The 18,952-nt window shown below is 69.5% G+C and carries 19 protein-coding genes; 6 read left to right on the plus strand and 13 right to left on the minus strand.

What is annotated here, in order from left to right; translation table 11 throughout:
* Window positions 1-1,044 carry an App1 family protein gene (locus tag ACUYTF_RS12820; protein WP_449279892.1) on the plus strand — a complete coding sequence of 348 codons (1,044 nt, stop codon included), beginning with the start codon at window positions 1-3 and terminating at the stop codon, window positions 1,042-1,044.
* 93 nt (window positions 1,045-1,137) lie between these two features.
* Here ACUYTF_RS12820 and ACUYTF_RS12825 read toward each other — a convergent pair whose 3' ends face one another.
* The 8 genes from ACUYTF_RS12825 to ffh form a co-directional block, all read right to left on the minus strand.
* On the minus strand, window positions 1,138-1,695 hold the full coding sequence (locus tag ACUYTF_RS12825; RefSeq protein ID WP_449279893.1) for a YceI family protein: 558 nt from the start codon (window positions 1,693-1,695) through the stop codon (window positions 1,138-1,140).
* 207 nt (window positions 1,696-1,902) lie between these two features.
* Window positions 1,903-2,634 (minus strand): type 1 glutamine amidotransferase, encoded by a 732-nt coding sequence (locus tag ACUYTF_RS12830; protein ID WP_449279894.1) that lies wholly within the window; start codon window positions 2,632-2,634, stop codon window positions 1,903-1,905.
* Complete coding sequence (locus tag ACUYTF_RS12835; protein WP_449279895.1) at window positions 2,631-3,962, minus strand: MurT ligase domain-containing protein; 1,332 nt, start codon at window positions 3,960-3,962, stop codon at window positions 2,631-2,633. Before ACUYTF_RS12835 ends, ACUYTF_RS12830 begins: the two co-directional genes overlap by 4 nt.
* 40 nt (window positions 3,963-4,002) lie before the next feature.
* Window positions 4,003-4,734, minus strand: a complete 732-nt coding sequence (gene trmD / locus ACUYTF_RS12840) for a tRNA (guanosine(37)-N1)-methyltransferase TrmD (RefSeq protein ID WP_449279896.1) — start codon at window positions 4,732-4,734, stop codon at window positions 4,003-4,005.
* Window positions 4,731-5,399, minus strand: coding sequence for a ribosome maturation factor RimM (gene rimM / locus ACUYTF_RS12845; protein ID WP_434143788.1), 669 nt, complete (start codon window positions 5,397-5,399; stop codon window positions 4,731-4,733). The genes trmD and rimM overlap by 4 nt, the downstream gene beginning before the upstream one ends.
* A complete protein-coding gene (locus tag ACUYTF_RS12850) occupies window positions 5,399-5,710 on the minus strand; it encodes an RNA-binding protein (protein ID WP_434143786.1) in 312 nt (103 codons plus the stop codon). The genes rimM and ACUYTF_RS12850 overlap by 1 nt, the downstream gene beginning before the upstream one ends.
* Window positions 5,711-5,715: 5 nt before the next feature.
* On the minus strand, window positions 5,716-6,144 hold the full coding sequence (gene rpsP / locus ACUYTF_RS12855; RefSeq protein ID WP_434143785.1) for a 30S ribosomal protein S16: 429 nt from the start codon (window positions 6,142-6,144) through the stop codon (window positions 5,716-5,718).
* Between the two features lie 177 nt (window positions 6,145-6,321).
* Window positions 6,322-7,884, minus strand: a complete 1,563-nt coding sequence (gene ffh / locus ACUYTF_RS12860) for a signal recognition particle protein (protein ID WP_434143783.1) — start codon at window positions 7,882-7,884, stop codon at window positions 6,322-6,324.
* A gap of 70 nt (window positions 7,885-7,954) precedes the next feature.
* On the opposite strand from ffh, the gene ACUYTF_RS12865 reads away from it, so the two are divergent.
* Window positions 7,955-8,812: a macro domain-containing protein gene (locus tag ACUYTF_RS12865; RefSeq protein WP_449279897.1), complete on the plus strand. Its 858-nt coding sequence runs from the start codon at window positions 7,955-7,957 to the stop codon at window positions 8,810-8,812.
* A 45-nt stretch (window positions 8,813-8,857) separates the two neighbouring features.
* Window positions 8,858-9,586 carry an SDR family oxidoreductase gene (locus ACUYTF_RS12870; RefSeq protein ID WP_449279898.1) on the plus strand — a complete coding sequence of 243 codons (729 nt, stop codon included), beginning with the start codon at window positions 8,858-8,860 and terminating at the stop codon, window positions 9,584-9,586.
* A 14-nt stretch (window positions 9,587-9,600) separates the two neighbouring features.
* Here ACUYTF_RS12870 and ftsY read toward each other — a convergent pair whose 3' ends face one another.
* From ftsY to ACUYTF_RS12890, 4 genes are all read right to left on the minus strand, one after another.
* Window positions 9,601-10,479, minus strand: a complete 879-nt coding sequence (ftsY, locus tag ACUYTF_RS12875) for a signal recognition particle-docking protein FtsY (RefSeq protein ID WP_434143778.1) — start codon at window positions 10,477-10,479, stop codon at window positions 9,601-9,603.
* A 41-nt stretch (window positions 10,480-10,520) separates the two neighbouring features.
* The gene (locus ACUYTF_RS12880; RefSeq protein WP_449279899.1) at window positions 10,521-11,489 is read right to left on the minus strand and encodes a hypothetical protein; all 969 of its coding nucleotides are present in this window, start codon (window positions 11,487-11,489) and stop codon (window positions 10,521-10,523) included.
* Between the two features lie 159 nt (window positions 11,490-11,648).
* Entirely contained in the window at window positions 11,649-15,332 is a 3,684-nt protein-coding gene (gene smc, locus ACUYTF_RS12885; protein WP_449279900.1) for a chromosome segregation protein SMC, read from the minus strand.
* A gap of 5 nt (window positions 15,333-15,337) precedes the next feature.
* On the minus strand, window positions 15,338-15,736 hold the full coding sequence (locus tag ACUYTF_RS12890; protein WP_449279901.1) for a DUF4260 family protein: 399 nt from the start codon (window positions 15,734-15,736) through the stop codon (window positions 15,338-15,340).
* A gap of 131 nt (window positions 15,737-15,867) precedes the next feature.
* Between ACUYTF_RS12890 and ACUYTF_RS12895 the strand changes: the two genes are divergently transcribed.
* The 3 genes from ACUYTF_RS12895 to ACUYTF_RS12905 all read left to right on the plus strand — a co-directional run bounded on the left by ACUYTF_RS12895 (window position 15,868) and on the right by ACUYTF_RS12905 (window position 18,068).
* The gene (locus tag ACUYTF_RS12895) at window positions 15,868-16,329 is read left to right on the plus strand and encodes a hypothetical protein (protein ID WP_449279902.1); all 462 of its coding nucleotides are present in this window, start codon (window positions 15,868-15,870) and stop codon (window positions 16,327-16,329) included.
* A 101-nt stretch (window positions 16,330-16,430) separates the two neighbouring features.
* Window positions 16,431-16,919 carry a hypothetical protein gene (locus ACUYTF_RS12900; protein WP_449279903.1) on the plus strand — a complete coding sequence of 163 codons (489 nt, stop codon included), beginning with the start codon at window positions 16,431-16,433 and terminating at the stop codon, window positions 16,917-16,919.
* Window positions 16,920-17,024: 105 nt separating this feature from the next.
* Window positions 17,025-18,068, plus strand: coding sequence for a magnesium and cobalt transport protein CorA (locus ACUYTF_RS12905; RefSeq protein ID WP_434143767.1), 1,044 nt, complete (start codon window positions 17,025-17,027; stop codon window positions 18,066-18,068).
* Window positions 18,069-18,115: 47 nt separating this feature from the next.
* On the opposite strand, the gene ACUYTF_RS12910 is transcribed toward ACUYTF_RS12905, so the two are convergent.
* A partial coding sequence (locus ACUYTF_RS12910; protein ID WP_449279904.1) for an HNH endonuclease signature motif containing protein occupies window positions 18,116-18,952 on the minus strand: 837 nt, incomplete at its 5' end.

Genomic DNA, 18,952 nt, shown 5'->3' on the forward strand with positions numbered 1-18,952 from the left:
GTGACTTCGTCAGCAGCTTCGCGCCCGCGCATGGCCGCGCGCCTGGAGGATTGGCTCCACGGCAAGCGCACGAAGCGCGCGACCTCGCGCGGCAAGACCCCCTCGGTCATCCCGTACATCGGCTACGGCAGCACGCAGTGGGTGCGCGTGCTCGGCCGGGTGCTCTATCTGAAGCCCGAGACCCGCGAGCACACCCGGTTCCGCCCCGATGTCGCCGCGGTTTCGCGCGTGCGCGGATGGCGCACCTTCACGAGCCTCTACGCGCCGCACGAGCAGGTCGACGTGCTGATCGGCGACCGCCTGATCGGCACCGTTCGGGCCGACCGCGGCGGAGTCATCGATTCGAACGTCCCGGTCGAGCTCGCACCCGGATGGCACACGCTCACACTGCGCACCGGTGACGGCGAGACGGCCGATGCCCCCGTCTCGATCGTCGACCCGGAGGCGAGGGTCGGCGTCATCTCCGATGTGGACGACACGGTCCTCATCACCGCGCTGCCGCGGCCGTTCCTCGCGGCCTGGAACAGCTTCGTGCTCGACGAGCACGCGCGTGCGGCGACCCCCGGCATGGCCGTGATGCTCGATCACCTCGTGGCGGCGCACCCCGGCGCACCCGTGATCTATCTCTCGACGGGCGCCTGGAACGCGGCGCCCGCCCTCAGCCGCTTCCTCGCGCGCAATCTCTACCCGATGGGTCCGCTGCTGCTCACCGACTGGGGCCCGACGCACGACCGGTGGTTCCGCAGCGGCAAGGAGCACAAGCGGCTCGAGCTGCTCCGGCTCGCCCGAGAGTTCCCGTCCGTGAAATGGGTGCTCTTCGGCGATGACGGGCAGCACGACGAGACGCTGTACCACGAGTTCGCGATCCGCCACCCCGAGAACGTCGCGGCCGTCGCCATCCGGCAGCTCTCCGTCGGCGAGGCGGTGCTCGCCGGCGGCCGATCGAAGGCCCGCGTGCACCGCACCTCGAGCGGGGTGCCCTGGCTCTACGGCCCCGACGGCGCGAAACTGCGCGAGGAGCTGCGGCGGCTCGACCTCATCTGATGCCGAACAAGCCGACGGCGGCCCGCACTCCTCGAGAGGAGGCGGGCCGCCGTTGTCGCGCGGGTCAGAGCTCAGCGCTCCGCAGTGCGGACCTTACGCGTTGAGCGCGGCCTGAACATCCAGGGTGATCGTGACGTCCGAACCGAGCATGAAGCCGCCCTTCTCGAGCGCGGCGTTCCAATTCAGACCGAAGTCCTCGCGCTTGACCACTGCGGTCGCGGTGAAGCCGGCCTTGTAGTTGCCGTACGGATCCTCGCCGAAGCCGCCGAAGTCGAAGTCGAAGGTGACGGGCTGGGTCACGCCGCGCAGGGTCAGGTCGCCGTCCACCTTGAAGTCGCCGCCCTCGGTGCGGACGCCGGTCGAGACGAAGCTCAGCTTCGGGAATTCGTCGGCCGAGAAGAAATCGCCGGTGCGCAGGTGCTCGTCGCGCTGCGCCTGATTCGTGTTGATCGAGGCGACATCCGCCGTAGCGGTCACCGTCGAATCGATCGGGTTCTCACCGGTGACGAACGTTGCGTCGAAGTTCTCGAACTTGCCGCGCACCTTGCTGATCGCGAGGTGGCGAACGGTGAAGCCGACCTCCGAGTGCGTCGGGTCGATGGTCCAGGTGCCCGCACGGTAGCCGGGGATCTGCTCAGCGGTGATGGTCATAGAAGCGCCTTTCGTTTCACGGGTGCGGCCGGGTCGCCGGCCTGTCACAAGGGAACAACGGGACCCCCGCAAACTATATTCCCATGCATGTAAATTTTTTCGAGAAAGTTCTTCGGGGCCGACGCCGCGCGTGGTGCTCCGGCCCCGATCGCTACGATCGCGCAGCGCAGACCGCCGCGCAGGCCGACTGCACGGGGGCGCGGGCGATCAGCGCGGGCGCCTCTTCGCGCTGGCGCGGGCCCGCTCCACCGATTCGGGCATCGCGGCCGACGGCGCAAACGAACCGTAGCGGCGCTCCGCGGCCGTGCCGATGAGGAAGTCGCTGATCGCGGGATTCTTCGGCAGGAGTGCACCGTGCAGGTAACTGCCGATGACGTTGCCGGTGCGGGCGCCCTCGGTGCCGTCGTCGGGGTTGTTGCCCGATCCCTGCAGCACCCGCCCGAGCGGCTGCGAGCCCGGTCCGAGCTTCGTGTTGCCGCTGTGGTTCTCGTAGCCGATGATCTCGCCGAACTCGTCGGAGTGCAGCACGATGTTGCCGATCATGCGCTCGTCGCCACCGCGGGTCTCGACGTCGAGCACGCCGATGCCCTTGAGCTCCGAGCCGGTCTGCGTGACGAAGCGGTGGCCGAACAACTGGAACAGGCCGCAGATCATGAGCATGGGAACACCGCTCGTCGCGAGATCGCGCAGCTCATCGGCACGGTGCTGCAGGTCGTCGGCGACACGGCCCTGCCCCGAGTCCTGCCCGCCACCGCCGATGACGATGTCGACGCGGTCGGGCATCGGGTCGCCCGGGTTCACTTCGACGATGCGCGGTGCGAACCCGTGGGCGCGAGCGCGCCGCACGAGCGAGAGCACGTTGCCGCGGTCGCCGTAGATGTTCATGTCGCGCGGGTAGAGCGAGACGATGACGAGCTCGTTCGAGGGGTTCCCGGTCACCAGATATCCTCCACATCGGTCATCTCGCCGAGCATCTTGCGCAGCGCCAGCATCGCCGTGTAGGTGCAGTAGATGCGCCGCGGATGCCCCATCGTGCGCTCGCGGAACCCCGAGAGCGCGAGCGCCAGGTCCTCCTCGACGTGCCGTACCGCGACGTCGTCGTGCTCGAGGCGCAGCGCCATGTCCCAGGCCCGCACCCCGGAGACGGTGTCGACCCCGGCTTCGGCAAGGGACCCGAAGTCGACGTCCCACAGCCACGACATGTCGCGGCCATCGGCGTACTGATCGTTGATCGCGATCATCGCTTCGACGTCGCGAGCATCGAACGAGGCGAGGCCGAGCCTGAAACCGGCCGGGTTCTTGACGAGCACGAGTTCGAGGGGCGCCCCGTCGAGCTCGAGCTGCTCGCCGCGCCCGAATGCGGGCTTGACCTCGGCGAGGGAGGCGAGCACCGCGGCGGCCGAGGCGTCGCGCGGCGCGCGTCCGCTGCCGGTGCGCGGCCCGGCGTCGAGCACCATGCGCACGGTCGAGAGGGCCGCAGCAGCGTTGAAGGTGTTGTAGAGCCCTTCGAGCTTCAACGTCGTGCGGTGGGTCGCACCGTCGAACTCGAACTCGGCGGCGTGGTCGCCGAGCCCGACGAGGGTGACGTCGCACGCCTCGCGGGGGCCGCCCGGTGCAGCAGCACCGGAGTGGAAGTCGTCGTCGCCCGGGAAGGTCGCGAGCAGCTCGTCCGAGAGGCCGAATTCGCGCACCTCGGGATGCTCGCCCGCCGACGCCTGGCGGGCTCGCGTGCGCTGCCCGATCTCGGCCACGAGCCGGTCCTCGCGATTGACCACCAGGCCGTCGGTCGTGGCATCGGCGATGCGCTGCAGCAGGCGGGCGGTGGTGTCGATCTCGCCGAAGCGGTCGAGCTGGTCGCGCAGCACGTTCAGCAGCAGCGTGAACCGGGGCTTCACCCGATCGATGAAGTACATCGCGTGGGCCTCGTCGAGCTCGAGCACCGCGATATCGGCGTCGAGGCGGCCGCCCATCGAGCATCCCTGAATGGCCGCGGCGACGACGCCGCGCGAGAAGTTCGACCCGGTCTTGTTCGTGAACACCCGCAGCCCCTGGGCCTCGAGCATCTCGGTGATCATCTTCGTGGTCGTCGTCTTGCCGTTCGTGCCGCTCACCGCGATCACGCCGTAGGGCAGCCGGCCGAGCACGCGGGAGAGGAACCCGGGGTCGATCTTCTCGACGACGAGCCCGGGCAGCGCCGACCCTCCGCCGCGCAGCCTGGCCGCCTGCCGCACTGATTTGCCGATGATGGCCGAAAGAGCGTCGCGCATGCGAATAAGAATATCGGGCTTCACCTGCGACGAAGCCGCACTATTCGGCGGCGTGCCGGCCGCGACGCCCGCCGTCGAAGTCGCGGGGCAGCAGATCGGGCCTCACGCGGCGCGTGCGCTCGACGCGCTGCTCGTGGCGCCAGGCCTCGATCGCGGCATGATTGCCACTGAGCAGCACCGGAGGCACCTCGCGCCCCCGCCACTCGGCGGGCTTCGTATAGCTCGGGTACTCGAGCAGGCCGTCGGCCTCGTGCGACTCCTCGACGAGGCTCTCGGGGTTGCCCACGACTCCCGGAATCAGCCGGCCGATCGCCTCGACCATCGCGATCGTCGCGACCTCGCCGCCGTTGAGCACGTAGTCGCCGATGCTCACGAGGCGCACGCGCCCGCGCTCGGCGTACTCGTCGAACACGCGCTGATCGATGCCCTCGTATCGGCCGCAGCCGAACACGAGGTGCGACTCCCCCGCGAGTTCGCGCGCCATCTTCTGCGTGAACACATCGCCTGCCGGCGACGGGAAGACGATGAGCGGGTCGGCGTCGGCGGAGCCCAGGATGCCGTCGAGGGCCTCGCCCCACGGTTCGGGCTTCATGACCATTCCGGCGCCGCCGCCGGTCGGGGTGTCGTCGACCGTGCGGTGCCTGTCGTGCGCGGAGTCGCGCAGGTCGTGCACGCGCAGGTCGATCAGCCCCTGCCGCTTGGCCTTGCCGAGCAGCGAGATCTCGAGCGCGTCGAAGTATCCCGGGAAGATCGAGACGACATCGATCCTCATGCAGTCGGCTCGCCGTCGGTCGCAGCCTCCGGGCCGGCTTCGGCCCGGACCGACTCGTCGACGTCTCCCTCTGTCTCGGGTATCGCATCGAAGAGCCCTGCCGGCGGCGTGACCCGCACGACTCCGGCTTCGATATCGACGCTCGGCACGATGGCCTCGACGAACGGCACGAGCACGGTGCCCGATGCGGTAGTCACGGCGAGCAGATCCTGCGCCGGGAAGTGCTGCACCTCGGCGATGACCCCGAGCTTCTCGGGCGCGCCGCTCTCGGATTGGCGTACGACGTCGAGCCCGACGAGCTCGTGGTTGTACCAGGCGTTCGCCTCTGCGCTGCTGGCGACGGTCTCCGCATCGATCCAGAGGATCGCGCGCACGATGCTCTCGGCGGAGGTGCGATCGGGCACCTGCTCGAAGAAGCCGACGGGGGCATTGTTGAACCAGCGCAGTTCGCGCATCGTGATCGTGCGGCCGAACCACGGCGATGCCTCGGGCACCTGCAGGTGGAACTCGGCGCCCGGCACGAATCGCGCTTCGGGGTTGTCGGTGAAGAGTTCGAGCTTGAGCCCGCCCTTCAGGCCGTGCGGCTTGGTGAGCCTGCCGACGCGCAAACTCCCCGTCCCGCTAGCGGGACGGGGAGCGCGCTGACGCTCGGAAGCATCTGCCATCAGGCCGAGACCTCCGAGTCCAGGCTCGTCTCGGCACCGGCCGCGTCGTGCTCGTCGACGCCATCGGCGTCCGTATCGACGACATCGACGCGAACGCGCTCGCCCTGGGACAGCGAACCGACCACCGTGCGCAGCGACTGCGCGGTGCGCCCGCCGCGACCGATCACGCGACCGAGGTCGCTCGGATGCACGCGCACCTCGAGCACATCGCCGCGCGAGGCCTCGCGCAATTCGACGCGCACGCGGTCGGGGTGGTCCACGATGCCCCGCACCAGATGGTCGAGGGCCTGGGCCAGTGCCTGGTCAGCCAAAGGAGTCAGCCTTCGGTGGTCTCGGCCTCTGCGGCCTCTTCAGCGGGAGCCTCTGCGGCCTCTTCGGCTGCCGGAGCGGGCTTCTCGGCCTTGGGGCGCAGCACGGTCTTCTTCGAAGCATCGGCCTCGAACGCGGCCTTGGCCTCGGGTGCGAGCACCTTCGACTCGGTGTCGCCCTCGCCCGTGAACTTGCCCCAGTCGCCGGTGAGCTTCAGGAGCGCCGCGACCTGCTCGGTGGGCTGAGCGCCGACCGACAGCCAGTACTGCGCGCGGTCCGAGGTGATCTCGATGAACGAGGGGTGCTGGGTGGGGTCGTACTTGCCGATCTCCTCGATGACGCGGCCATCGCGCTTGGTGCGCGAGTCGGCGACGACGACTCGGTAGTAGGGCGAACGGATCTTGCCGAAGCGCTTCAGACGAATCTTGACAGCCATGACTGACTCCTTCAGAACAGTGGAAATGATGTGCCGCACCGAAAGCCAGTGCGGAAGCCTGGGCGCGCGGAGCCGCGCGAACTCAACAATTCTGCCACAGAATGGCGCGGAAACGCAATTTATGTTGCGATCGGGGGTTTTAGAGCCTCGACGTCGCCCGCTGCCCGAGATCGCGGACTACCGGAGGCCCTTGCCGAGCATCTGCTGCAGCTTCGCCATGTCCTCCTCGGTGGGCGCGGCGGCACCGCCCGCACCGAGCCCGAAGCCGGAACCCGCGGCCGCGGGGCTGGTCTGCGCCGCGGTGCCCGCGGCCTGCTGCGCGCGCTTCGCCGGGTTGCCCGACTGCTTCTTGCCCTTGCCCTTGGTCTGCGGCTTCTTCTTACCGCCGTGGCCCATTCCGGGCATCGGTCCCATGCCCGGAATCTGCGGAACACCGCCCTTGGCGACGGTCTTCATCATCTTGGCGGCCTGCTCGAAGCGCTGCACGAGCGAGTTCACCTCGGTCACGGTCACGCCCGAGCCCTTGGCGATGCGCAGGCGGCGCGAACCGTTCAGCAGCTTCGGGTTGTCGCGCTCGGCCTTCGTCATCGACTGGATGATCGCCTCGGTGCGCACGATCTCGCGCTCGTCGAAATTGTCGAGCTGCTCCTTCATCTTGCCCATGCCGGGCAGCATGCCCATCATCTTCTTGATGGAGCCGGCCTTGCGCAGCTGCTGCATCTGACCGAGGAAGTCGTCGAGCGTGAACGCGTCCTTCGCGATCTTCTCCGCGACCTTGCGCGCCTCGTCCTCGTCGAAGGCCTGCTGGGCCTGCTCGATGAGGGTGAGGATGTCGCCGAGGTCGAGGATGCGGCTCGCCATGCGGTCGGGATGGAAGGGCTCGAAGTCGCCGAGCCCCTCACCGGTCGATGCGAAGAGGATCGGCCTGCCGGTCGTGCCGCGGATCGACAGCGCCGCACCGCCGCGCTGGTCGCCGTCGAGCTTGGTGAGCACGACGCCGGTGAAATCGACGCCCTCCTGGAAGGCGCGCGCCGTCGCCACCGCGTCCTGTCCGATCATGGCGTCGATGACGAAGAGCACCTCGTCCGGGTTCGTGGCCCGGCGGATATCGGAAGCCTGCTGCATCAGTTCGGCATCGACGCCGAGGCGGCCGGCAGTATCGATGATGACGAAGTCGTACTGCTTGCTCTTCGCCTCGGCGACGCCGTTCTTCGCGACCTGCACCGGGTCGCCGACGCCGTTGCCCGGCTCGGGCGCGTAGATCGCGACGCCCGCCTGCTCGGCGACGACACCGAGCTGCGTGACCGCGTTCGGGCGCTGCAGGTCGCAGGCGACGAGCAGCGGCGTGTGCCCCTGGCCCTTCAGCCACTTCGCGAGCTTGCCCGCGAGCGTCGTCTTGCCGGCGCCCTGCAGGCCGGCGAGCATGATGACGGTCGGCGGGTTCTTCGCGAACTCGAGCCGGCGCTGCTCGCCGCCGAGAATCGCCACGAGCTCCTCGTTGACGATCTGCACGACCTGCTGCGCAGGGTTCAGAGCCTGGTTGACCTCGTCACCGAGGGCGCGCTCGCGCACCTTGCCGGTGAAGTCCTTGACCACGTCGAGCGCGACGTCGGCCTCGAGCAGCGCACGACGGATCTCGCGAACCGTGCTGTCGACGTCCGAGGCCGACAGCTTGCCCTTCGCGCGCAGATTCTTGAAGGTGTCGGTGAGTCGCGAGGACAGGTTTCCGAAAGTAGCCATAGTGGCTCACATTCTATCCCGTGCGCGCGGGCGCCGCCGCAGGTCGCGCCGAGCGCGCAATACTGGACCCATGGCCGGCATCAGCATCGCGCGTGGGGACATCACCGAGCAGCGCGTCGACGTCATCGTCAACGCCGCGAACCGCGCGATGCGCGGAGGCGGGGGCGTCGACGGCACGATCCACCGGGCCGCCGGGCCCGCCCTCCTGCGCGAGTGCGTCGAGCGCTTCCCGAACGGCCTGGCGACGGGCGACGCAGGCTGGACCCCGGGCGGAGACCTGCACGCCCGCTGGGTGGTGCACACGGTCGGCCCGGACTTCCATGCCGGTGAACGCGACGCGGCCCTGCTGGCCTCCTGCTACCGGCGCTCGCTCGAGGTCGCAGCATCGCTCGGGGCACGCAGCGTCGCTTTCCCGATCATCTCGTCGGGCATCTACGGCTGGCCCCTCGGCGAAGCCGTCGGTACCGCTATCCACGCGGTGATCGATGCCGATGCCTCGGGCATCATGACGGCCGACGAGATCGTTTTCGTCGCGCACGAGCGCTCGATGGAGGCGCGGCTGCAGGCGATGCTGTGGTCGCGTCGGCCGCCGGCGACCACGGAGGGATCGATCGGTGCCCTCTTCGACCGCGTCCCGGCGATGACCGATCCACCGCACTCCGACCTCGGCCCGCTTCGGGGCGACACGTACCTCGAGGCCCTGCTGCGCGGCAGGCTGGCGCAGACCCCGCAACCGGCGGACCCGGCGGAGACGTCTGCGCTTCTGGCGCGTGAGATCACCGAGATCACCGGCATCCCGCTCGATTCGGTCGAAGGCGACGGTCTCGCTCAGGTTCCCGAGCTGAATCCCGGTCACGGCGTGTCGGCGGGCGTCGTCGCGATGCGGTGGTGGCGCGAGGTGCGCATTCCGATGCTGCTCGGCGGGTGAGGGGCACCTCTACCCGGGCGCGCATCGGGCGCCTAGGCTGGGACCATGAGGATCGCGATCGCAGGAGGAACGGGGCAGGCGGGAGCGCAGGCGGCGCGCATCGCGCGGGAGCGGGGCCACGAGGTCGTCGTGCTGGCGCGTTCGGCGGGCGTGGATCTCGTCGGCGGAACGGGCGCGGCGGCGGCGCTGGAGGGAGCGGACGCCGTCATCGACGCGTCGGGAGTGCGGCCCGGCGACGACCCGGCGGCATTCCACGAAGCCGTCATCGGTACCCTCGCGGGCGCGCGGCCGCCCCATCTCGTCGTGCTGTCGATCGTGGGCTGCGATCGCGCCGCGGAGTATCCGCTGTACGGCGGCAAATTCGCGCAGGAGCGCGCCGCCGAGACGAGCGGCGTGCCGTTCACGATCGCCCGCACCACGCAGTTCCACGAGTTCGCAGCGCAAGTGCTGCGCATGGGGGCTCGCGGCCCGCTCAGGTTCAGTCCGCGCATGCGCACGAACCCGGTCGCCGTGCGGGAGGTCGGGGCGCGTCTCGTCGATCTCGCCGAAGCGGCGCCCGCCGGCCGCGCCCCGGATCTCGGAGGCCCGCAAGAGGAGTCGCTGGTGCGGATGGTGCGGGCGTACGCCCGGGCGAGCGGTGCCGGTCGCCCGGTGATCCCGATCAATCTCGGCGGCGCGTTCGGCCGTGCTCAGCGCGACGGATCCCTGCTGCCCGGGCCCGAGGCGCTGCAGGGCGTCGAGACCTTCGACGAATGGCTGACGCGCGGCTGCTGAGATCGTGAGCGGCGTCAGCCGACCAGCTGCCCGGCGAAGACGTGCGGGGTGAAACCGGTGAGGTCTGAGATGCCTTCGCCCTGGCCCACGAGCTTGATCGCGAGGCCGGTCTTCTGCTGCACCGAGAGCACGAAGCCGCCCTTCGCCGATCCGTCGAGCTTCGTGAGCACGAGCCCCGTGACGCCGGCGTGCTCGATGAAGGCTTCGGCCTGCGAGAGCCCGTTCTGGCCGGTCGTCGCGTCGAGCACGAGCAGCACCTCCGACACCGGGGCGAGCTTCTCGATGACGCGCCGCACCTTGCCGAGCTCGTCCATGAGGCCACCCTTGGTCTGCAGCCGGCCGGCAGTGTCGATGATGGCGATGTCGTAGCTCTCGTCGATCGCCTTCTGCACGGTCTGGAAGGCGACGGAGGCCGGATCCTGCCCCTGCTGCTGCGGCCTCACGATGTCGACGCCCGCACGCTCGGCCCAGGTCGCGAGCTGCTCGACGGCCGCGGCACGGAAGGTGTCCGCCGCCCCGACGATGATCTTCTTGTCGAACGCGGTCAGATACTTCGCGAACTTGCCGATGGTGGTGGTCTTGCCGACTCCGTTGACGCCGACGACGAGGATCACGGCGGGCCGCTCCGACAGCTTCAGCGTCGGGTCGTAGGCGGCGAGCCGCTCCTCGATCGCGTCGCGCAGCATGCGCCGCATCTCCTTGACCTCGGTGACGCGATGGCGCTCGGTGTCGGCGCGCAGCTGGTCGAGGATCGACTCGGTGATGTCGGGCCCGAAGTCGGCGGTGATCAGGGCGGCCTCGAGATCGTCCCAGGTCTCGTCGGTGATCAGTTCGGGACCGGTGAAGAGATTGCGGAACGCCTTACCGAATGACCATTTGCCCTCTGCTGCCATGCTCACGAGTCTAGCTGGCGAACGGGCGCCGCTCGCCGAACTCAACGCGGAGTGCAGACCGTCGCTCCCGTCGCGGTCGACGTGAGCGTCCACCACGTGCCGAGACCGGCCGACGAGGAGCATCCGGGGCCGCCGTCGCCGCTGCCCTCCTGCCGCTCCACGAGGGTCCAGAACGCGGGTGAGCGCAGCTGTTCCGCGACCCGCTCCTCGCTCTCCTCGGAGACGACGAGTGCGATGCTCGCGCGCTCCGTCGGCGCGAAGGAGCCGTCCGTGGGGCCGAGCTGCGCGGTCTCTCCGGCCAGGAGCGTCGCCCGGCCGCCCCCGAACTGCCCGTTCTCGCGGGGTTCGCGATCCAGGACCGCGAGCTCGGTGACTCCCACGCGGCAGTACCCGTTGACCTCGTAGTCGGTCTCGAGGAGCAGCTGCTCGTGCGCCTGCGCGCACACATCGGAGCCCGGTGCCCAGACCGGCATGAGTCCGAGCGCCGAGTACGGGGTGTCGCGCCCCTCCGTGGTGTTCTCGACCGTCGCCGTGATGGGGTACGAGGCGGTGAGTTCCACTTCCCCAGGCTTCTGGCTCGCGACATCGCGACTCACCTCGATCCCGTCGGGCACCGCGACATCGATCGTGTAGGTGTAGCCGTCGGCGTTCTCGAACGCGTAGACCAGGCGCTCGCGGTTCGCCTCGACGTACGCGGTCCAGGTGCTCATCAGGCTGTCGCTGCTCGTCGCGCACCAGTCGTCGATGAAGGTCTGCGTATCGCTGTCATCGGAGAAGCCGTGCGCACCGATGAGCAGCCCCTCGACCTTCTCGAGCCGTTCGTCCTCGGGAACGTCGAGGATCTCGGAACAGGTCGAGGTCGCGCCGAAGGGCATGGCCGCGGGTGCCGGCTCCTCGGTCCGCTTCTCGGAGGACTCGTCCGGCCCGGGATCGGGGTCAGACGAGCACGCGGCGAGCACGGCGAGGGAGAACAGAACCGCTGCCGCGGCGACGAATCGACGATTTCTCAAGATGAACTCCTTGCAGACCCGGAAGCGGTGCCGCGACGGTCGAGGCACCCCGCTTCCAGAGTCGCAGCGGTGGGTTCCCTTCGAGGAGCGGTTCGAGCCGCATCCGGAAAATCCGAAAATCTCGTACGCGGGCCCGACTCCGGCGTCGGAAGACGGGGCCTATTGCTCGTGGCCGACGCGCTGCCCGACGACGGCCGAGATGCCGTCCTGGCGCATGGAAACGCCGTAGAGGGCGTCCGCGATCTCCATCGTGCGCTTCTGGTGCGTGATCACGATGAGCTGGGAGCTCTCGCGCAACCGTTCGAATACCTGCAGCAGCCGCCCGAGATTCGCGTCGTCGAGCGCCGCTTCGACTTCGTCCATGATGTAGAACGGGCTCGGGCGCGCCTGGAAGATCGCGATGAGCCAGGCGACCGCGGCCAGGGATCGCTCGCCGCCCGACAGCAGCGACAGTCGCTCGACCTTCTTGCCGGCCGGCCGCACCGCCATCTCGATGCCGGTGTTCAGCAGATCGTCGGGGTCGGTCAGCGCGACCTCTCCCGAGCCTCCCGGGAAGAGGATCGGGAAGACTTCGGAGAACGCCGCCTTCGTGTCGGCGAATGCGGCTGCGAAGATGCCCTGCATCTGCTCGTCGAGCCCCTCGATGATCGAGAGCAGGTCGGTGCGGGTCTTCGCGAGATCCTGCAACTGCTCCGAGAGGAAGCTGTGGCGCTGCTCGAGCGCCGCGAACTCCTCGAGCGCGAGCGGGTTGATGCGGCCGAGCTGGGCGAGGCGCTTCTCGGCCCGTGCAAGGCGATGCTCCTGCTCCGCCCGCACGTACGGCGTGCCCTCCTCTGCGAGAGCGGGGTCGTCCGCGCCCGGCGTGCTGTCGTCGCCCGAGGAGTCCGCGGTTGCCGCGTCGCGCAGCCCGAGCTCTGCCTCCAGCTGCTCCTCGAGGGTGAGCTCCGCACCGGGATCCCGATCGGGTTCCGTGTCGGGCTCGGGTGCCGCGGGGCGCGCCGCAGCGACAGGGATCAATTGGTCCGGGCCGTACTCCGCGAGCAGCACGTCTTCGACGAGGCCGAGCTCGCTGCCCGAGCGTTCGAGCAGCCCCGAGAGCTGCAGCTTGCGCTCGTAGCTCTTGAGCTCCGAGCCGTGCACGCGCTCCGTGAGCGACTGCAGTTGATGACGCAGCTCCGAATCCTCGGAGCGCAGCAGCGTCAGTTCCTGGCTGTGCCGGGCGCGCTCCTGCTCGGCGGCCTGCTGCACCGTGCGCGCCTCGAGCAACGATCGGTCGCAGGCGTCGAGGATCGCGGGCAGCATCTGGGCCACGCGTTCGGCCCGCGCCATCTGGCGCGCACGCAGCACCGATCGGCGTGCGGCCTCCTCGGCAGCGCGTTCTTCGGAAGCGAACTGCTCGCTGAGCGTGACGTGGTGCGCAGCCCCCGCGCGGGCGCGTTCGCGCGCGGTTTCGAGCGCGAGTCGGGCCTCCACTTCGGCGGTGCGGGCCGCGTCGACCTCCTGCTGCAGCGTGTCTCGCTGGCCGACATCGAGGATCGGGCGCGGCGCGGCCTCTGCCTCGGCGAACGCCTGCGCGGCGCGCGCTTCGTCCTTCTCCGCGTCCTCGACCGACGCAGCGACCGACGCACGCGCCTGCCGGGCTCGCTCGGCCTCCGCCTGGGCCGCTTCGGCACGGGCGAGCAGCCGATTGCGGTGCTTCGCCGCCTCGGCGAGCCGGGCGTCGGCGGCGCGCAGTTCGGCGAACGCCTGCTGGGCATCGACCTTGGCGCGGGCCGCGGCCGTGCGCAGATCGGCGAGCTCGATCTCGAGGTCGACGATGCGCGCGATGACCTGTTCGCGTTCGGTCTCGGCCTGCTCGAGCTCGGCCGTGAGCTCGATGCGCGACGGAGCGCCGCCGGAGCCGCCCGACAGGGTATGGCGGGTGACGATATGCCCTTCACCCGATACGACTGTGAAGCTCTCATTCGGCCAGCGCTCGCGCAGCGCCGCGGCACCCGCCACCGCCTGGTCGATGGTGTCGGCGAGGTAGCTGCGGCCGAGGAGGCCGATCACGCCCTGCGGCGCTTCGGTGATGACGTCGGTCGCGCGGGTGAGCCCGTCGATGCGCGGTGCTTCGTCGAACGCCGCGGCGCCCGCGATCACGGCGCGCAGCCGACCGAGATCCCGCTCCGTCGCGGCCGCCACGGCGGCGGCGGCATCGTCCTGCTGCTCGACGAGCAGCGCATCGGCGAACACGCCGAGGGCAGCCCCGATCGCGGCCTCGTGCCCGGGCTCGACGCGCACATGGTCGGCGACGCGTCCGGTCACGCCGCGGGGGGCATCCTCGATGATCTGCCCCGAGGCGTCGCGCTGGTCGAGCGACCGGGTGAGCGCGCCCACTCGGGCCTCGAGCCCGGCGCGCTCCTGCTCGAGCGCGTGCAGTCGCTCCCGGGCGGCGTCGCGCGCCTGCTCCGCCGCGGCCTGGCGTTCGTCGGCCTCGCGGTGCGCGGTCTCGCGGCCGGTCGCGGCCCGGTCGCCATCGCCTCCGCCATCGCTGCCCTCCTGGGCCTCGAACTCGGCGAGTTCGCCCTGCGCTTCCGCTGCGCGCGCCTCCGCCTGCTCGACGGCCTGCGCGCGACGCGACGCATCCTGCGCGACCGCGGCGCGCTTCGCCGCAGCCGTCTCGGCGCGCCCGCGCAGCTGCGAGAGCTGCAGGTCGTGCTTCGAGACGAGCGCGCTCTGCGCGGCGATGTGCTCGTCGATCGCGTCGAGGGAGCGCTGCGCCTCGCGCGTCGCGGCGGCGCGCTGCTCCCAGGCGCCTTCCGCCTCCGGGATGAGCTCTTCGAGCCGGGCCGCTTCGGCGGCCGCCTCGTCGACCGCGGCTCGGCCGAGGCGTGCCGTCTGCGCGGCGCCCTCGCCCTGCGTCGCGAGGAAGGTCAGGCGCTGCTGCGCCTGCGACAGCAGACCGCGGAGCTTCGACTGGGCGGCTTCGAGCCCGATCGTGACGCGCCGCGCCGCGTCGAGCTCGTCGCCCTGCTGCTCCTGCTCGAGCCTCGCAATGCGCAGCTGCTTCTGCTCCAGCTGCTCCTGCATGACGATGCGCTCGGAGTGCCGTTCGGACTCGTCGCGCGAGAGCTCCTCGAGCTCTCGTCGCAGCCTGAACACGTCGTCGGCGAGGAGGCGGGCCTTCGCGTCGCGCACATCGGCGGCGATCTCCTGCGCCTGCCGCGCGACTTCGGCCTGGCGTCCGAGCGGCTTCAGCTGCCGCCTGATCTCGCCCGCGAGATCGTTCAGACGGGTGAGGTTCGTCTCCATCGCATCGAGCTTGCGCAGCGTGCGCTCCTTGCGGCGGCGATGCTTCAGAATGCCTGCGGCTTCTTCGATGAAGCCGCGCCGGTCTTCGGGGGTCGCCCGCAGCACCGCATCGAGCTGGCCCTGGCCGACGATGACGTGCATCTCGCGGCCGAGACCCGAGTCGCTCAGGAGCTCCTGCACGTCGAGCAGACGGCAGCTGTCGCCGTTGATCGCGTATTCGCTCGATCCGTTGCGGAAGAGTGTGCGGCTGATCGTCACCTCGGAGTACTCGATCGGGAGCGCGCCGTCGGAGTTGTCGATCGTGAGCTTGACCTCTGCGCGTCCGAGCGGGCCGCGCGTGGAGGTGCCCGCGAAGATGACGTCCTCCATCTTGCCGCCGCGCAGCGTCTTCGCCCCCTGCTCCCCCATCACCCATGCGAGCGCGTCGACGACGTTCGACTTGCCCGAGCCGTTCGGGCCGACGATGGCGGTCACTCCCGGTTCGAACTGGAAGACCGTCGGCTGCGCGAAGGATTTGAAGCCCTTCAGGGTGAGACTCTTGAGATGCATGGGAGTTAGCGGAGCTCCACTCCCACGGGCAGCATGCTGCCGTCGGCGTCGCGCAGGCCGAACCCGAATGCGCGATTGGCGGCGATGTGCACGAACCAGGCGACGCCGGCGAGGGCGAGCGGCCAGAAGCCGGTCTCGAAACCGCCGGTGAGAAACAGCACAACGATGCCGAGCACGAGCAGCGCGACAGGGATCGTCGTGACGTGCAGCGTGTTGTACAGCTTCACCCGGTCGGGGTTCAGCCGCCCCTTCTCGACGAAGCCGCCGATGAGCGGAAGGTCGGGCACGAGGCCGAACAGCACGGTGATGCCGACCGCCGGCCAGCCCCAATACATGCAGCACATGATGGCCATGACGAGCCACACCGCACCGCTCATGCCCCAACTCACGCGCACAGGATTCATGGACTCCACTCTATTGGGTGGCAGGCGATACGGCGGCTCACCTACGGGACGTGGCGTTCGAACGGATCCAGGGCTTCCGCATGCACGCGACGGTGCGCGGGGGCGTCCGGAGGACCGGTACGCTGTGGTCCATGCATGCACGACGTCCAGTACCCGCCCTCGCTGTTTTCTTCGCCGCGGCCGCCATCGGTCTCACCGGTTGTTCGAGCTCGAGCGCCACGAACAGCGCCGAGAGCTCGAGCAGCGCGCCGAACTCGCAGAGCTCGGAGACTTCGAAGAGCGCTGCCGGCTCCGATGACGCGGTCTGCGACGTGCTCACCTCCGATACCGCGCTCTCGTCGACCGTATTCTCCCCCGCTATTCCCGGCATGACCGATCTCTCGCGCGTGGAGGCGCAGAATGCGCTGCTCGCGCAGATCGAGCAGCCCCCCGCCGGCCTCGAGGCCGAGTGGGCGACTTGGATGGACTACCGGGAGTTCGCTGCGGAGAGCTTCGATTCCGATCCGGGCGCTGTCGTGACAAAGTTCGGCGAGCCCGAGGTGACGGGCGCGAGCGAGAAGCTGGTCGATTTCTACACGGGCACCTGCCTCTGAGCCGGGCCGAACGGTGCCGGGCCGGTCACGGCCCGGCACGATGATCGATTCGCGGTCGCTATGCGGCCCCGTTCGATCCCTCTGCCCGGTACAGTGGCCCCATGACGGCCGAAGCAGCAGCGGACACGCGAGTCGACGAGGACGGTTTCGTCTGCCTCGTCTCACCCGACACCTATGCGGGATTCGTCGACGAGGACTGGGAGCTCGATGCACTGCTCGGGCGCTTCGTCGAGCAGTGCAATCTCGGGTCTCTCTTCATCGCCTACCCGGGCCCGGATCACGCTGACGATCGTCTCGTCGTCGACCCCGGAGCGCCGCGGCCGACGCATGCGCTTCGCGAGATCGGCGGCATCGTGCATGTCGGAGTCGGCGGCCTGTGGCTCACCGACTACATGCAGCTCACGATGGCCGCACAGTTCTCGGACTCCGGCCCGCTCGCGAATTACGCGGTACGGCTCCCCGTCGCGGCGGGTTCGTATCTGGTGACCCTCGCTCAGGACCCCGGGGAGGAATCGGTCTTCCGGTTGACATGGCGGGACGCGGGTTCAGAAACCCCTGCCCCGATAACCGCGGTCCCCTGGTTCGAATGATGGACCGATCGTACGCAGAGGCAGGCGACCACGCCCATGCGCACTAGGAGCAGCGACGACGCGAGCGGGCGTGCGCGTCGTTTCCGGACGCCCGGCACACCGCCGGTGACCGATCGCGCCGTCGCCGGGCGCCGCACGCGCTACATCGTCGACGGCCGTCTGACTCCTGCGCCGGCGGATGCGTCGATCGCCGATGCGCAGGAGTTCGCGCAGGCGGGGCCGCATCGGATCGCGCTCAATCTCTTCCCGTCGCCGCGGGCGCGCGACATCGACGAGCTGGCAGAGGCCTGGAGGCTGCACCCGCTGCTCGTCGAAGATCTGCAGCGCGGCGGGCAACGGGCGAAGCTCGAACGCTACGGCGATGTGCTGTTCATCGTCGTACGCTCCGCCCGCTACGATGACGAGGCCGAGGGCGTCGAGTTCTCCGAGTTCCACGTGCTGCTGCGACCGAACGCCATCGCCGTGCTGTGCCAGAGCGGCCGATGGATCGACGGGACCGACGCTGCGCAGTTGCCGGAGAACTCGATCGATACGGTCGCTCGCGGCGACGAGACGCTGCTCGACGATTCGGGCCTCTTGCAGCTCGGGTCGGAGGCCGTGCTCTATCGGCTGCTGGATGCGATCGTCGACGGCTATGTTCCGGTGCTGCGCGGCATCGCGATCGACAAGGAGCAGATCGAGCGTCAGGTGTTCAGCGGCGATGCGGCAGTGGCCGAACGCATCTACCGCCTGAGCCAGGAGGTCATCGACCTGGAGCATGCGACCTCATCGCTCACCGAGGTGCTCGCTGCGTTGAGCGACGGGTTCGAGCGCTACCGGATTCCCGAGGCGCTGAAGGCCTACCTGCAGGATGTCGCCGACCACCTCACGCGCATCGAAACGCGTGTGATGGCGCTCCGGGAGTCGCTCGGTCAGATTCTCAGCGTCAATGCGACGCTCGTCGGCCAGCGTCAGAACGAGGATATGAAGAAGATCTCGGGATGGGCGGCGATCCTGTTCGCGCCGACGCTCATCGGCGCGATCTACGGCATGAACTTCGACGATATGCCCGAGCTGCACTGGACGTTCGGCTACCCGCTCGCGATCGGCGCGATGGTCGGGCTCGGCGGCGTGCTGTACGCCGTCTTCAAGTACAAGAAGTGGATGTGACCGGACCGAACCCACCGCACTGACCGGTCCTGCGGTCGGTGCTCGCGTTAGAACGGTGGGGGTTCGCCGGTCTCGACGAACCTGACCCGGCCCTCCGGCACCGTCCGGGTCTTCCGGTCGGTCGGCGAGGTCCATTCGTAGGTCGCGTCCGGCAGTTGGACCACCCGCCAGCCTCCGTGATGCTTCACGAGATGATGGTTACGGCACAGGAATCCGAGGTTCGTCATCGCGGTCTCGCCGCCGTCTTGCACGGCGATCGTGTGGTCGATATCGCAGCGGAACCCCGGCATCCTGCAGCCCGGCCACCGGCAATGCACGTCTCGGACCTGGAGCTTGCGCTTCTGATCCGCCGACGGCACCCGCGATGCGACCTCACGGATGTCGCCGGTACCGGGATGCACGGTGATCTCCGTCCACGAGGTCGCGGCCCCCGCGATGCGGCGGGCCATGTCGGCCGGGATGGGGCCGCAGCCCTCGAGCTCGGGCTGGAGCGTGGACTGCAGTCGCGCCCCGGGGCCCGAGGATGCTTCAGCATCGGGGTCGCGTGCCATGTCGGTGTCGAGGCCGGGGCCGAGGTCGGGTTCGAGGTCGGGTTCGAGGCCGGTGTCGAGGTCGTCCGCGTGAACGATCACCTGCACGATGCCCTGCACATTCCCCGCAGCCGCCGACTCCGCGGCCACTGCCGCATCCGCGACCGCCTCGGCGCCTGCTTCGGTGGTGAAGTCGATGCCGAGGAAATCGGCGAGCAGATCCGCCCGGATCTCCCCCACACCCCGCGGCCGCACCACCGGCAGTTCAGTGCCCTGCTTCTGGGCGTCCTCCCGCGCTGCGCGTGCCTCTGCCGCCTCGGACTGGGCGGTAGCTTGCGCCATACGGGTGAGGCG

Source organism: Leucobacter sp. GX0328, assembly GCF_053567315.1.

What these genes read in the sequence shown, in the direction of transcription:
- ftsY (WP_434143778.1), bottom strand. Translation starts at nt 10,479, where the DNA reads ATGGCAGCAGAGGGCAAATGGTCATTCGGTAAGGCGTTCCGCAATCTC.
- ACUYTF_RS12870 (WP_449279898.1), top strand. Translation starts at nt 8,858, where the DNA reads ATGAGGATCGCGATCGCAGGAGGAACGGGGCAGGCGGGAGCGCAGGCG.
- rpsP (WP_434143785.1), bottom strand. Translation starts at nt 6,144, where the DNA reads ATGGCTGTCAAGATTCGTCTGAAGCGCTTCGGCAAGATCCGTTCGCCC.
- ACUYTF_RS12895 (WP_449279902.1), top strand. Translation starts at nt 15,868, where the DNA reads ATGCATGCACGACGTCCAGTACCCGCCCTCGCTGTTTTCTTCGCCGCG.
- smc (WP_449279900.1), bottom strand. Translation starts at nt 15,332, where the DNA reads ATGCATCTCAAGAGTCTCACCCTGAAGGGCTTCAAATCCTTCGCGCAG.
- ACUYTF_RS12890 (WP_449279901.1), bottom strand. Translation starts at nt 15,736, where the DNA reads ATGAATCCTGTGCGCGTGAGTTGGGGCATGAGCGGTGCGGTGTGGCTC.
- ACUYTF_RS12835 (WP_449279895.1), bottom strand. Translation starts at nt 3,962, where the DNA reads ATGCGCGACGCTCTTTCGGCCATCATCGGCAAATCAGTGCGGCAGGCG.
- ACUYTF_RS12900 (WP_449279903.1), top strand. Translation starts at nt 16,431, where the DNA reads ATGACGGCCGAAGCAGCAGCGGACACGCGAGTCGACGAGGACGGTTTC.
- ACUYTF_RS12825 (WP_449279893.1), bottom strand. Translation starts at nt 1,695, where the DNA reads ATGACCATCACCGCTGAGCAGATCCCCGGCTACCGTGCGGGCACCTGG.
- ACUYTF_RS12865 (WP_449279897.1), top strand. Translation starts at nt 7,955, where the DNA reads ATGGCCGGCATCAGCATCGCGCGTGGGGACATCACCGAGCAGCGCGTC.
- rimM (WP_434143788.1), bottom strand. Translation starts at nt 5,399, where the DNA reads ATGGCAGATGCTTCCGAGCGTCAGCGCGCTCCCCGTCCCGCTAGCGGG.
- ffh (WP_434143783.1), bottom strand. Translation starts at nt 7,884, where the DNA reads ATGGCTACTTTCGGAAACCTGTCCTCGCGACTCACCGACACCTTCAAG.
- trmD (WP_449279896.1), bottom strand. Translation starts at nt 4,734, where the DNA reads ATGAGGATCGATGTCGTCTCGATCTTCCCGGGATACTTCGACGCGCTC.